The following is a 13,383-nucleotide window of genomic DNA, read 5'->3' on the forward strand; positions in this document are numbered from 1 at the left end:
ACGCATGCGTTGTCGAAACACTAAAACCCAGCTGGCAAAGTTCTGTACTTTTCGTTGCATTATTGTGCACATTTGTATTGCAAAATACACTTGGGTAAATAATGATCTAATTGTTCTACATTTTTAACCCAACAATAAGGACATTCTGGATTAATCTCAATGTAATTATAAAAATCAAACGACATATATTTTTTTAAAGCGAGATAATCTTCTCGTCCATTTTCTTTTACGAATTTAGAGGTGTATAACTTCGTTAATTCATCTTTTTCTACTAATCCTGTTAAAGGATTATCAGAAGGAAAAGTGTGTAGAAGACCCTTTCTAGCCTTTGAAGCATAAAGACGCTCATATAGAAATATCAAACCCGCTGCCGTATTAAATCGTTTTATTTTTTCAGAACTCTGAAAGTTGAAAAGACTGATTAAAAAATCTGATGTTTTTATTTCTGGGTATGGTATGTTTTTCATTAGAATTCCTCTTTATTCTTTTCATTAATTAATGAAAGTAAGATTGAAACACCCTCTGGCCCTAGTTGCCAATCTAGTTCGGACATTATTTCCTCAAAGTCATTATTTTTTTTGACTAATTTTTTTAAAATTTCGTAAAAACCCGAATTAGAGACTTCTAAATTAAATACTGTTGATGTTAAGACACCCACATTGTTCCCAAAAGTTTCAATAGTGGGTTCTCTGAAAAACACTGCATTTGATTGAGGTAATCTATCAATAATCGATACGCACTTTTTTGGAATCTCTTGTATGACCACTGGCGAATGTGTAGCAATAATAGCGACAGCATTTCTATAAATAAGAATATCTGAGAGTGCCCTAATAAAAGCTGAGAGCAATGGAGGATGCAAATGAAGTTCTGGTTCGTCTAAAATCACCAATGAACGTTCCTCGATTTTTTCAATTAACTGTGTCAATGTTAACAAAACTATTTTATGTCCCGAACTCATTTTTTCAAAAACTTTAACTATATATTTTTTGTCTTCATTAATAAAATTCATTAAATTTGACGATTCGGAATTTTTGAACATCGGATCACTATACAACTTTTCAATTGTCCGTTTCCAACGAATAGATTTACCACTAGCATTTATAGTTTCTAGACTTAGTATAAACATTCTCGATGCACTTTCTAAGAAATCCAGATGCATATTTCTATCTTTAATAAAAATATCATCTTCATCAGGAGACGTGGTAATACTGTCAGAAACATATGACCAACCTATTGTGTCAAAATTAATAAACTCCCCAGAGAACTCTTTCTTTAACTCATCAAAACCTGAATCAAAAGCACTAAACGAAACAGCTATGAGATTGGCAAATTCTTCATTTTCTGAAACATTCTCGTTAGATTGGTATTCAAATTGTCCGTAACTACTATCTCTTGTGCATAAATATTTAATCAAGCTACTCAAAAAATGTGTTTTACCTACTCCATTTCTTCCAATCAATGTATGAATATTTGTTGGAGGAAGAGTTTTTGGAATCACAGATATTTTTAATTTCGAACTTGTTTCATTATTTGGTGGACTAAAACTAAAGTTGAATTTTGAAAGTTCAGCGTTTCCATTAGCTAGTCTCTTAAATTGACCTTTAATTGAACTACGTGCTACATTTCTTATTATTGACCTGCGAGTTACATGTAAATCAATAACTTTGCTATAAAGATCAGATGATAGAGAAATATCACAAAGTCCAGAAAGTAATTCTATTCTTTTATCTTCTAGTAATAAAGAATTTATTTTGCTGTAATATTCTAAATCTTGTCCCACTGAAAAAAAATGTGGTGCTAAACTTGAAAATTGAGGCGGTAAATTAGGGCGCTTAGCCTTATGATTCTTTCCTTCTTCTATGTAATTTTCATTTAAAAAACCAATTTTAATATTACCTAACCATTCCGACTTCCCCTCAAGAACATAATAGACAGAGTATAAAGTCTTGTACTCCCACCAATCATTCCAGTTGTCTTTAACTAGTAAAACATATTCATCGTAATTTATATCATTGCCTTGGAAATCTTCTTGAATAAAAATCATTGTTTAGTCCCCCATCGAACTTAATATGCGTTACCTAATTATAACCATTCTGGCGTTAACAGATAATTAATATTGATTTAATCACAAAAAATTATATTACTAATGCTCACATAGAATATTGTCTTTTTTTACAGTACACAAAAACCGCTTCTACGCATTGGTAGAAGCGGCTGTTTGTTTATACACCGAGAATCGCGAACGAGACTCCGACGACACCGATGAGCGCCATGGCGTAAACCGGTACGCGTGGCATTTCACCGTTGTTATCGAGCGCCTTCCCGAACATGTAGAACACGATCGGGTGGACGAGGAACGGCATCGAGAAGATGAGCGGGATGAGAAGCGACGCTTCTGTCCCGAACATGCCGCCTTGGACGGCTGCGAAGAGACCGAAGTGCGAGATGGCTGACGATTGAGCCATCGTCGTGTAGTCGAACGCGATCGTGCTGAAGCTGAGGATGACGAGTCCACCGAAGACCGCCATCATCTGCCAACCGAACGAGAACTGCATGAGCGCCTTCACTTCTTTGAAGTCTTCTCCGTTGGCACCGCGCAAGTTCTTGAGCGAGAGCGCCGTCAATGTAAGACCGACCAAGACGATGATCGCCGTCGGCCAAATCCAGAGCGCCCCGTTATCGGCACTGACTGCCAAAATCGAGAACACGAAAATGTGACCGAAGAACGGGATGTTGATCATGATTGGGGCACGTTTGGCTGCCACTTGACCGAAGTCACCGGCTGTACATGCGCCTGTGAGACCACTGTGCGAGAGCGAGCCGGCCATACCTGGTGCGAGGTTGCGGATATGTCCTGTGCGGGCGAACCACATGAGGAGCGCAATCCCACCGAACATCCAGAACAATTGACCGAAGAAACCGTACACGAGAATCGAGTTCATGCCTTCGATGGCGAACGCATCACCGATCCGTGAACCACCGACCATGAAGTTGGCGGCCAAGACGACCGGGATCCCGGCGAATAGAAGCGCACGGACGGTCGGTCCATACGTCCAGTTGTGGAAGATGGCACCGAGTGCTGACGAGAGCAACATGGCGAAGAAGATTTGCGGAAGCGCGATAATCGGCTGTACCGCCATGGCGATGCCGTACGAGACGAACAAGATGACGAGCATCAAGACTGTCTCGATGACGCCTTTACGCATGTATACCTTCTTATCGTCGATTTGTGCCTTGTGGTCGATCAAGAGGAACGATGCCGCGAGACCGATTAACGCGAGGATTGGGTAGTAGAGCATGATGCCCTCTGCCGCGCCCGGTTGAATCATCATGCGGAAGAATCCTTCGAGACCGACGAGCAAGAAGAATGAACGGAGGATGAAGATGAACTGTGTCCGCCCTGTCCCAAGGAACATCTCTTCTTTCGATGGCACGACGATGTCTTTCATGTCGAGCTCTTGCTTGCTTAAAATCTTGCGGAGCTCTTGTCCACCGACGAAGAACGATACGACGAGCGCGATGATCGTCGTCCGTGACATAAAGTCGACGAGCGGGAATTCAGGGAGACCCGGTGTCGCGATGCCCATCTCGACCATGGCGAAGCCAAGTCCGAGACCGAAGATGACGATGACGAGGATTGGCGAGAACCGTGACCCGGCCACGACCATCCGCGATAAAATGACCATCGGGATGACGAAGGCCATGAGCAACCAGAATTGGTTGAGTAATTGTACTTGCGATAATTGCTGAACGATTTCCATGGATAAACCCCTTATACATTTTTTTCACACTGTCTCGAAGTGTAACGTATTGTCGACTTTGTGACAAGGGGGTGTGACGGATTGTAAATATTGAAAGCGGAACCAACTGAAATGGTTCCGCTTTCGGTTACTTATTCGGTTGGCGAAGGCCCCAGATGCCCTTATTTCCCGTGGAATAAAACAAGTCTTCTTTACCCGCGAAGCTGGCCGAATCACTCGAATGGGCCCGAATCTGTTTGTTAACGTGAGCCTTCCAATCTTTATACCGATCGAGTTCAAGTTGATAGTATGACCGCTCGATGTATTCGTTAATTTCTTTCAATGACGCCGTCCCACCGTGATGCTGGAGGGCGAATTGGATTTTGCGAAGTAACATTTTTTTCAATGTAATCTCCCCTTTTATGTATGTATTACTACATGGTTTATTTATCCAAACCTCTTCTAAAAAAGTTACAGGTTTTTAAGTTATTTTCCTTTATAATAACAATATAGTCTCAACATATTATTTTCTAGAAAGGATTTTACTATGAATCACAAGATTTATGAGAATGAGCAAGACATTCTAAAAGAAGTTTCTGCCAATCACCAACTATCTCCTAACCTACTTCAAAACGTTCTCACTACTTCAAAGGCTAATTATTACGGTGAAGCAATATCCCCTACTAAACGCCAAAAAGAGTTAGAAGAAGAACTTAAATATTTAATCAAAAAAGGGGACTCTTTAACCCATTCGGCTTCATCAAGCAGAAGATCCGGATTGAAGTTAGTTCGCATTCAATTAAATAATTACAAAACATACTTAAATTCACAAACAATTAATTTCGATACACACTCGGACGATAAAAACATAATTCTGATCGGTGGCTTGAACGGTGCCGGGAAAACAACGATTTTGAAGGCCGTTCGCTACTTATTATACGGTAAGCGGGGCATGACTGATGCTGAGTTTCAACAACAGTTCACGAACACCATAAATAATTCATTCTTCGAACAAGGCGGACGTGAAGCTAGTGCCTCTCTTGTATTCGAGCCTGGGGATGGTCACCACTATGAAATAAAAGTCGTGTGGCAATACAATAGTAAGAAACAGGTTGTCTCAGAAAGCAAGACGTTCAGTAAGCGTACAATCGGTGCTGCCCGTGCAAAACGGAATGAACAAATCGGGCCGCACAATGTTGACGACTTCAACCGCACCATCGACAAATTGATTCCATTTGAAGCGTCGCAATTTTTGATTTTTGATGGTGAAGAAATTCGACGGATTATTTCTTCTCGTAATTCAGCAGACTTTAAAGCAACAATCCGACGGATGAACGGGATGTCATACTTTAATGAACTCAAAGGCGATTTAGACAAAATCTATTCACGAAAAGTCAATGAACTAGCCACTGCTCAAAAGAGCACTGAACTATTAAAATTCAACAAAAAAATCTCTGAATTAAAAGACCAATTAAGTGAACTGACAGAAAAAAGAACTAAAGCCGAAGGGCGCGTTTCCACATACAATAAACAACTTGATCAACTCAAAAAGCTTCGCAATGAGAAGCTGATGCAAAACAACGAATCACGAGAAAAATTTATCTCAACTATGAGTTCATTGACAGCTCAGCATACTCAAATCATGGAGCAAATCTCCAAACTGTTTGGTGAGCAAGGAATTCCGTCTTTTGCCCCTACAAAGATTGATGCTTTAAAAAAACGCTTAAATTTGGAACAACAATATGCTACTGATCAGCAAAGAGTTGAACAAATTTTGACGCCTTATCATCAATTTATGTCGAAACTTCTTTCTGAGCCAATCAATCCGCCCTTGACTGAAGAGCAATTACATCAAGTCGAAGAGATTGGAAAAACGATTTGGTTATCAAAGGAGAACTATAAGGCTACGACATCAGTAGACAATCAACAAACGTGGCATGACCTGTCTCCGAATGATCGCAGATTTATCATGGGTGTCAATGCTTCATCTGTTAAGAAACAAATTGTTGAATTGATTAAAAAGGCAACCAACATCAAGCATTCAATCGAGTCGTTACAACAAAAAATTGATTTAGCTCCATCCTCAATCAGTGTCGATGAAGAAGATAAAAAAATTCAAGAAATTACAGAAGTGCTCGGAAGAACGAAGAGCATTCATATGAATATCAAGAAGAAAGAACAAGAGTGCGTCCAAGAGATTCGTTCATTAGAAGCGAAGTTAAAAGGAACAAAGTCCACTGCCTTAAACGCCGATGATTTGATAAACGATGTAGATATGTATCGTAAAATCAAAGAAGCTATCGATGAATACTCAGAAAAAGTTTTAAGCTGGAAAATTGATTTGATCAGCCGCGAATTCGATAAAATGCTGAATAGGCTCATGCGAAAACAAGATGAATTTGGTCGTGCTTTCGTCGATCGCCATAAGATGATCATTCGAATCGAGAATGAGCGCGGCGCTGAAATTTCAGTCGAAGAACGTTCGGCTGGCGAGATGCAAATCATCTCATCTGCATTTATTTGGGGAATGATTAAAGCCGCTGATTTGGACTTGCCGATGATCATCGACACCCCGCTCGGTCGCTTGGACAGTTATCACCGTAAAAACTTAGTAGAACATTTTTACAAGCATCTCAGTAAACAAGTTGTTATCCTGTCGACAGATACGGAAATCACACCTGAGTATGTAGAACTGATGAAAGAATACACGTCTAAGCAAATCATGTTGGATTATAACCAAAAAGAGAAGTATACATTGATTCGTGAAGGTTACTTCGAACTAGTGAAAGGATAAAATCATGGACTCAAAAGGAATTAAGCTGTCTCAAGTAAGTAAAGATCGAATCGACAACATCATCAGTCACTTGGAGCACTACGTACCAAAGGATCCGAGACCGTTTGTCGTTAAGCTCAGTTTGATGCATGGAATCGAAAACTACTCTATCACATCCGAGCTCCCTTCTGAACTAAGTTCTGGGGCATGGGATATGGGATCAATCATCAACGGTAACGACTACCTGCTTGCCAAACATCTCATCATCAATGAGTTACAAAAAGAGGTAGAAGATGAAAAAATCATCCGTGATTATATGAAACGGTTTATCGAATTAGGAGTAGCACATATTTCATCTTTACTTGAATCAGATGATGCCCTATTTGAAGAAGAGTTTTTAATCAAGCTACTGACTGCATAATCTCAGCGAATTATCGCTGAGATTTTTCTTGCTTAAATTTCTAATTTAATTGAGCTTTCCGCTATTTTTGAAAAGAAGCATATGATAAACTTTACCTAATAAAACATTGTACTTTCTTTAAATTACGTACGTAATTTATTTTAAAGGAGATTAGCTATGGATCCTAATTTCAGTTATAACTTCCCTGCTTTACGAGGTCATCAAGCCGAAAAAGAATATTTCGTGGTGATGTGCCCTCTTAAATTGATTCCAAAAATCTTTCTTTTTGACGAGGAAGAAGTTCCTCCACAATACCGCTCACAACGTATATTGAATAAATCTCGAGTTCCTGAGATTACAAATTATATCGTAGATCAATCAAAGGATTATGTCTTTTCTTCTTTGACTGCATCGATTGATGGTGAGATTCAATTTACTCCATTTTCAGACGAACCGAATTTTAAGGACTTAGGAAAACTCGCTATCGCGCTAGATTCACGCTTTTTAATCAACGATGGCCAACATCGACGAGCCGCCATTGAAGAAGCCCTTAAGATTATGCCTGAGTTAGGAAATGAAACGATTTCGGTCGTCTTTTTCCATGACGAAGGATTAGAGCGTTCTCAACAAATATTCTCGGATTTGAACCGTCATGCTGTGAACACTACGTCTTCGATTGGGATTTTATACGATCACCGGGACCAATTGTCACTTTTGACAAAGGAACTTGTCGAAGAGATACCGCTTTTAAAGCGCTATACAGAAATGGAAAAGACTTCGCTGTCTAAAAACTCGCCAAAACTATTGGCATTGAATCATATTTACAATGCGAATAAGCGCTTAATCAACAAGAAAAAAGGTGCGTTTTTAACTGAAGAAGACGCATTGAACATTAAAACGTTTTGGACGACTCTATGCAATAGTATTCATGAATGGGAGCAGGTATTTAATAAAGAAATCTCTCCCCGTGATCTTCGTATGATTTCAATTGCCGGTCAAGGTCTATTCATCGAGGCTGCAGCAGAAGTAGCTCGTGCTTTGATTGAACAGAAACCTGATACATGGACTGCATATCTTTTAAAATTCAAAGACATCGATTGGAGTCGATCGAATGAGAAGGATTGGAAAGGTCGTGCTTTTAATGAGAATGGAAGAATATTAAAGAATAACTATACGATTCGTTTAACTGCCATTCGCATCAAATCTTTACTTGGCATCGAACTTACTAAAGAAGAGAAAGACTTCGACCAACAAAAATCCAGCATGAACGTTATATAACTGTTTTGGCACGAGAGGATGATGATTTATGACACAAGGTATTATTAGTAATTTATTTACTCAGCATGAAGGAGACACGGTCTCTAGACGCTCTATCGATTTGATTAAACGAGTCTATTTAAATGACTCACGTCCGTGGGTAGTCGGATTCAGCGGCGGAAAAGACTCAACACTGACGACACAACTTATTTTTGAAGCGCTGTTGGAGCTCTCACCAGAACAACTCCATAAAAAAGTATTTATCATTTCATCTGATACATTGGTCGAGAACCCGCTCGTCGTCTCGATGATTAATGGATCACTCCATCGGATGCAGGAAGCCGCGTTAAAATATAATCTCCCGATTGAAACACAGAAGGTCAAACCGCTAACGGAAAAGACGTTTTGGACGAATATTATCGGCCGTGGCTACCCTACCCCTAACCAGACTTTCAGATGGTGTACAGACCGCCTAAAAATCGATCCAGCTAACCGCTTCATTAAAGATAAAGTCTCCAAATATGGTGAAATTATTATGGTGCTTGGAGTCCGTTCATCTGAGAGTACGAGCCGGGGACAGTCTATTAAAGACCATGAAATCATGGGCAGCGAATTGATGCGACACACTTCATTGGCTAATGCATATGTTTTCGCACCAATCAAAGAGTTTGTGTTAGATGATGTTTGGAGCTACCTTCTTCAAAACCCCGCCCCTTGGGGAGAAGATCATCATAAACTTCAAAAAATGTACATGGACTCAAGTAGCGAATGTCCGTTAGTCGTCGACCAAAATATAAAAGAGAGCGCTGGTTCGTGTGGGAACAGTCGCTTCGGCTGTTGGACATGTACCGTCGTCAACCAAGATAAATCGCTGACTGGTTTCATTCAAACTGGTGAACATGACTGGTTGAAGCCTTTATTGAAATTCCGTAATAAGATGGTACTTATTCGAGACGACCGTTCGAAACGGATGCATAAGCGGATGAATGGTGCCTTCTACTTGCTAGAAGTTCCACACGAAATTAAAGAAGATGGTATTTATATCGCTCAAAAGAAAAAAGGTGGTCGTGCAGCTACTTCTCATAAAGTTGTAGATCGTATTGAGGACTTAACAGACGAGAGCGTTCTTGCAGTTCCGAAACGTCAATTAAGTCAGTTCATTGCGACACATAATATTGATTTGAGTAAACCAGAGGAATTCAATATTCAATTTGTCGTTCTTGAAACGAATAACGACGGGCAAGCTGTTTACTCACATCTTGGACTCGGACCGTTCACGTTAGCTACTCGAATTGAACTGATGCGTGATTTGCTCATCCTACAACGTGACTTAAAAGTTCCAAACTCGGTGGAGTATAAGTTGATTCAAAACGATGAACTACGTGCAATTCGTCGTCTATGGCTTCGTGAAGGTGATTGGAAAGACACGTTACCTGGACTATATCGTGAAGTATTCGGTGTCGATTTGGATTGGGAACAAGACGATCGCCAAATCTTGACGAGTGATCAAGCAAATGACTTGGAGCTACTCTCTCAAAAGCATGGTCTTGATTTCAACATGGTTCAAAAATTATTTACGACGGCAAATGATTTTCTAGGTGTAAAAGTAAAGCGTGGATTCAATAAAGATGTTGCTGCATTATTGAGCCAAGATTATTTGAATCTGTATAAAGAGCAAGGAGATTTAAAGAACTATGAAGATTGAATCGATTGTCCTGAAAAACATCGGAGCCTATAAGAATCAAACGTTTGATTTTACGAATCAAAATTCTAATAAAAATGTTGTTTTAATCGGAGGGAAGAATGGCGCAGGTAAAACGACATTTTTGAATGCTCTCCGCACAGGTTTATACGGGAGTCAGGCGTTTGGAATCAAAGCGCCAACTCCCTCTTATTTCCGTGAGATTGAAAAGTTAATCAATAGCGAAATTCGAGACCAGCGTGAATGGTATAACGTGAAAAAAGTGATTTCAAAGATTCAAATCACGTTCACTACGACTACGAATCAAACAATGTCTCGCTATCTGTTTGAACGGTCTTGGGGAATCGACGCAAAAAATATTAAAGAATATTTTAATATCTATCGGGACGGGAGTACCCTACCGTTAGCAGAAAAAGATCAGAGCCAAGTTTATTCATTATTCTTGGAACGAACTCCGTTATACCTCTTCAATGTCTCTTTATTTGATGGCGAAACCATTAACCAAATCATCAACGAAGGAAAGCTTTCGGAGTACCTTGATGACTTAATGAAAAGTGCCTTTAAGTTGGAAATTCCTGATTTGTTAACGGAAACTATTGAAACGCTTGTTCGCGATGAAGCGAAAACGAAACTGAGTAAAGAAAAATCAAAACGTTTGGATGAAATCAAGAATGACTTGATTGAGGCTGAACAAAAGCTTCAAAAAAATCAGATTGAAAAATCACAAGCTCTTAAGAAAATCGAAATCAGTGAAGCTGAAGTCGCCTCTTTTTCTGAATCACTAAAAGCCCATGATGTGATTAGTAAAGAAGAAGAAGCGAAATTAAAAGATGACATTAGAAGACTCGAACATGAGCGTCAATCGTTGAAGCAATTGAATTCAGACTTCTTTAGCGAATATTATGCCTTTACGATTAATCACGACTTACTTAAGCAAGCTGCTGATCAAGTGGAGTCAGAATTATTAGTGCGAAGTGTGGAGGACTTAGAAAAGGTCTTCTCCGATGAGTTCTATAAAAATGTCTCACGCAACTTAGGCGGTACGGTTCAACATGATTTGTTAAAGAACGAATTCAATGCCGCTTTAAAAATGGCGGTCCCATCTACTGAAATCATTCACGATGCTTCATTCAGCTCGAAAGCAAAAGTAGAAAATATGCTCTCGCTTGTTGATGCTCATTCATCTGAAAATTTATTGTCAAACCTCAATCGAGATGATGAAATCATCGACGAATTGAAAACGTTGCGAAGAAAACTGATCATTCGAGAAGAAAATCATATCGATTTCGAGAAGCAGTTTGAAGAGCTAAATCGATTAAAAGTAAATCACCTTCACTTAAAAGAACGTTTTGAACACATCCTTCAAACTGAAGATGAACTTCATGCTCAATACTCAAATTTAGTAGAAGAAAATGCCCTACTCAAGCAAGAGATTGAGAAAATCACTTCAAAATCAAGTCTTCTTTCGCAGAACGCAAATCTTACATTAGCTTTACTTGAAGACTTTAGACTACAACAACGCTACAAAGTCATTCGTAATGTTGAAGAAAATGCTTTACGGATGTTAAAAACATTGATGCGCAAAGAAGATTACATTGAGAAGCTATCGATTATGCCTGAAGATTTCTCTTTGACTTTATTATCCAAAGATCAATCTCGAATCTCTGTGGCCACTTTGTCTTCTGGTGAGAAACAGATTCTATTGCTTTCATTGATTTGGGCAATCTTTAAAGTTTCTGAAAACCAAATGCCATTTATTTTCGATACGTTGTTAGGTCGCCTGGACCGAGACCATCGTTATAATATTCTTCGCAACTTGCTCCCTAAATTCGGTGAACAGGTCTTAGTACTATCTACTGACTCAGAAATCAGTAAAGATTACTATGACGTACTAAAACCGTCTATTTCTAGAGAGTATAGTCTCCAATTTGATAACGAGCTTTTAGAAACACAAGTCATTCCATCGTATTTTGAATTTGAAAACGCGCAGGTGAAAACTAATGAATTACCGTCTTAAACTAACTGAGCAAACTCATCTCTATTTTAAAGAGATTTCAAACTCGACTCATATCACGCCAAATATACTGGCTCGTTTTGCCGTGGGTATTTCATTAAAGAACAAACAAACTCCAACCAGCATTAAGGGCCAAACGATTTCAAATTTTGAAATTAATCGTGCCACTTTAACTGGGGAGCATGATGAGATGTTCAAAATAATGATTCTCCAACATGCAAATAAGCATATTGAGGAAGAGCATTACTTTCCTGACTATTTCAATGCACACATTACTAGAGGCGCTGAAGAACTTTATCAAATGTTTCAGTTCTCAAGAAGTACGAATCAATTCTTAAGAGAGTTATTGGCTCTACAGGAGGGGTAACATGCTATACCTAGACAACAGTTCGACAACACCTGTTTATCCTGAAGTACTTGAAGCGATGCTCCCCTACTTTCTTGAAGAGTTCGGAAATCCTTCTAGTAAATATTACTCGCTCGCAGAGAACTCCAAGGATGCTGTTGAACAGGCTCGAGAACAGTTAAGCAAATTTTTTAGTTGTTCTTCTTCAGAGCTCTACTTCACTTCGGGAGCCACAGAAAGTAACAATTGGATTTTAAAAAGTGTGGGTTCTTCCCTACCGGACCATCAAGTGATTACAACGGTAGCCGAACATTCATCTAACTTGGAAATTGCAAAGTATTTGAATGAACAATTGAAAATCCACGTCGAGTATCTATCTGTTGATCAGTTCGGCAGAATCGACTTTTCCGAATTAGAGTCTCTACTAAAAAAACGCCCTACTTCACTCGTTTCAATCATCTGGGGAAATAACGAGTTAGGGTCGTTAAATGACATTCAGAGAGCTTCTGAACTAGCTGCTCAATATGGTTCACTCTTCCACACCGATGCGACACATGTCATCGGAAAGATGAAAATCAACCTGTCAGAACTGACGAACGTTCATTTCTTATCCGCTTCTGCGCATAAGTTCAACGGTCCAAAAGGTATCGGCGTCGCTTATGTGCAAAAGGATGAGGATGGTATTCCAAGAAAGTTGACACCCTTAATACATGGTGGTGGCCAAGAACAAGGCGTGCGCGGTGGAACGTTAGCTGTTCCTTTAATCGTAGGAATGGGGAAAGCCGCTGAAATGCATCAGGCATCCTTGTCTAAGAACATTCAAAAATTACAAAAACTTGAACAGCATTTGGTTCATCTTTTATCTGAGAAGTTCGGGTCAAATATTCGGTTCAACAGTGATCATACTGATAAAATACCTGGAATTGTGAATGTTCAATTTATCGGGATTAATAATGAGGTACTCGTGAAGCAGTTAGCTCCGGTAATGGCTGTTTCCACCGGATCAGCCTGTAGCTCAAGTAAGCCGAGTCACGTGTTGCAAGCAATTGGATTAACATTGGATGAAGTGCGATCATCGATTCGGTTCTCTCTTTCTTCAAGTATCTCTTCAAAAGACTTGGATATTTTTAAACAACTTTGAAAAGCATAAA

11 protein-coding genes are annotated in these 13,383 nt (G+C 39.4%); 7 read left to right on the forward strand and 4 right to left on the reverse strand.

Going from position 1 to position 13,383, the window contains the following annotated elements; all coding sequences use genetic code 11:
• Positions 1 to 59 precede the first annotated feature (59 nt).
• The 4 genes from KNP71_RS13630 to KNP71_RS13645 all read right to left on the reverse strand — a co-directional run bounded on the left by KNP71_RS13630 (position 60) and on the right by KNP71_RS13645 (position 4,137).
• The gene (locus KNP71_RS13630; protein ID WP_214830902.1) at positions 60 to 467 is read right to left on the reverse strand and encodes a hypothetical protein; all 408 of its coding nucleotides are present in this window, start codon (positions 465 to 467) and stop codon (positions 60 to 62) included.
• The gene (locus KNP71_RS13635; protein ID WP_214830903.1) at positions 467 to 2,044 is read right to left on the reverse strand and encodes an AAA family ATPase; all 1,578 of its coding nucleotides are present in this window, start codon (positions 2,042 to 2,044) and stop codon (positions 467 to 469) included. Before KNP71_RS13635 ends, KNP71_RS13630 begins: the two co-directional genes overlap by 1 nt.
• A 178-nt stretch (positions 2,045 to 2,222) precedes the next feature.
• Positions 2,223 to 3,761 (reverse strand): hypothetical protein, encoded by a 1,539-nt coding sequence (locus tag KNP71_RS13640; protein ID WP_214830904.1) that lies wholly within the window; start codon positions 3,759 to 3,761, stop codon positions 2,223 to 2,225.
• 127 nt (positions 3,762 to 3,888) lie between these two features.
• Complete coding sequence (locus tag KNP71_RS13645) at positions 3,889 to 4,137, reverse strand: hypothetical protein (RefSeq protein ID WP_251131468.1); 249 nt, start codon at positions 4,135 to 4,137, stop codon at positions 3,889 to 3,891.
• A gap of 150 nt (positions 4,138 to 4,287) precedes the next feature.
• Between KNP71_RS13645 and dndD (KNP71_RS13650) the strand changes: the two genes are divergently transcribed.
• The 7 genes from dndD (KNP71_RS13650) to KNP71_RS13680 all read left to right on the forward strand — a co-directional run bounded on the left by dndD (KNP71_RS13650) (position 4,288) and on the right by KNP71_RS13680 (position 13,373).
• Positions 4,288 to 6,534, forward strand: coding sequence for a DNA sulfur modification protein DndD (gene dndD / locus KNP71_RS13650; protein WP_214798984.1), 2,247 nt, complete (start codon positions 4,288 to 4,290; stop codon positions 6,532 to 6,534).
• Between the two features lie 4 nt (positions 6,535 to 6,538).
• Entirely contained in the window at positions 6,539 to 6,934 is a 396-nt protein-coding gene (locus tag KNP71_RS13655; protein ID WP_214798985.1) for a hypothetical protein, read from the forward strand.
• Positions 6,935 to 7,090: 156 nt separating this feature from the next.
• Positions 7,091 to 8,191 carry a DNA sulfur modification protein DndB gene (gene dndB / locus KNP71_RS13660; protein ID WP_214798987.1) on the forward strand — a complete coding sequence of 367 codons (1,101 nt, stop codon included), beginning with the start codon at positions 7,091 to 7,093 and terminating at the stop codon, positions 8,189 to 8,191.
• A gap of 28 nt (positions 8,192 to 8,219) precedes the next feature.
• Complete coding sequence (dndC, locus tag KNP71_RS13665; RefSeq protein ID WP_058763153.1) at positions 8,220 to 9,875, forward strand: DNA phosphorothioation system sulfurtransferase DndC; 1,656 nt, start codon at positions 8,220 to 8,222, stop codon at positions 9,873 to 9,875.
• Complete coding sequence (gene dndD, locus KNP71_RS13670) at positions 9,865 to 11,889, forward strand: DNA sulfur modification protein DndD (RefSeq protein WP_214798988.1); 2,025 nt, start codon at positions 9,865 to 9,867, stop codon at positions 11,887 to 11,889. The genes dndC and dndD (KNP71_RS13670) overlap by 11 nt, the downstream gene beginning before the upstream one ends.
• Positions 11,873 to 12,253 carry a DndE family protein gene (locus KNP71_RS13675; protein ID WP_214798990.1) on the forward strand — a complete coding sequence of 127 codons (381 nt, stop codon included), beginning with the start codon at positions 11,873 to 11,875 and terminating at the stop codon, positions 12,251 to 12,253. The genes dndD (KNP71_RS13670) and KNP71_RS13675 overlap by 17 nt, the downstream gene beginning before the upstream one ends.
• Position 12,254: 1 nt before the next feature.
• Positions 12,255 to 13,373, forward strand: coding sequence for a cysteine desulfurase family protein (locus KNP71_RS13680; protein WP_214798991.1), 1,119 nt, complete (start codon positions 12,255 to 12,257; stop codon positions 13,371 to 13,373).
• The last annotated feature ends 10 nt before the right edge of the window (positions 13,374 to 13,383 follow it).

The sequence above is a fragment of the Exiguobacterium sp. s56 genome (genome assembly GCF_018618255.1).
Taxonomy (GTDB): domain Bacteria; phylum Bacillota; class Bacilli; order Exiguobacteriales; family Exiguobacteriaceae; genus Exiguobacterium; species Exiguobacterium chiriqhucha.

What these genes read in the sequence shown, in the direction of transcription:
- KNP71_RS13630 (WP_214830902.1), bottom strand. Translation starts at nt 467, where the DNA reads ATGAAAAACATACCATACCCAGAAATAAAAACATCAGATTTTTTAATC.
- KNP71_RS13645 (WP_251131468.1), bottom strand. Translation starts at nt 4,137, where the DNA reads ATGTTACTTCGCAAAATCCAATTCGCCCTCCAGCATCACGGTGGGACG.
- KNP71_RS13640 (WP_214830904.1), bottom strand. Translation starts at nt 3,761, where the DNA reads ATGGAAATCGTTCAGCAATTATCGCAAGTACAATTACTCAACCAATTC.
- KNP71_RS13680 (WP_214798991.1), top strand. Translation starts at nt 12,255, where the DNA reads ATGCTATACCTAGACAACAGTTCGACAACACCTGTTTATCCTGAAGTA.
- dndD (WP_214798988.1), top strand. Translation starts at nt 9,865, where the DNA reads ATGAAGATTGAATCGATTGTCCTGAAAAACATCGGAGCCTATAAGAAT.
- dndD (WP_214798984.1), top strand. Translation starts at nt 4,288, where the DNA reads ATGAATCACAAGATTTATGAGAATGAGCAAGACATTCTAAAAGAAGTT.
- dndC (WP_058763153.1), top strand. Translation starts at nt 8,220, where the DNA reads ATGACACAAGGTATTATTAGTAATTTATTTACTCAGCATGAAGGAGAC.
- KNP71_RS13675 (WP_214798990.1), top strand. Translation starts at nt 11,873, where the DNA reads ATGAATTACCGTCTTAAACTAACTGAGCAAACTCATCTCTATTTTAAA.
- KNP71_RS13655 (WP_214798985.1), top strand. Translation starts at nt 6,539, where the DNA reads ATGGACTCAAAAGGAATTAAGCTGTCTCAAGTAAGTAAAGATCGAATC.
- dndB (WP_214798987.1), top strand. Translation starts at nt 7,091, where the DNA reads ATGGATCCTAATTTCAGTTATAACTTCCCTGCTTTACGAGGTCATCAA.
- KNP71_RS13635 (WP_214830903.1), bottom strand. Translation starts at nt 2,044, where the DNA reads ATGATTTTTATTCAAGAAGATTTCCAAGGCAATGATATAAATTACGAT.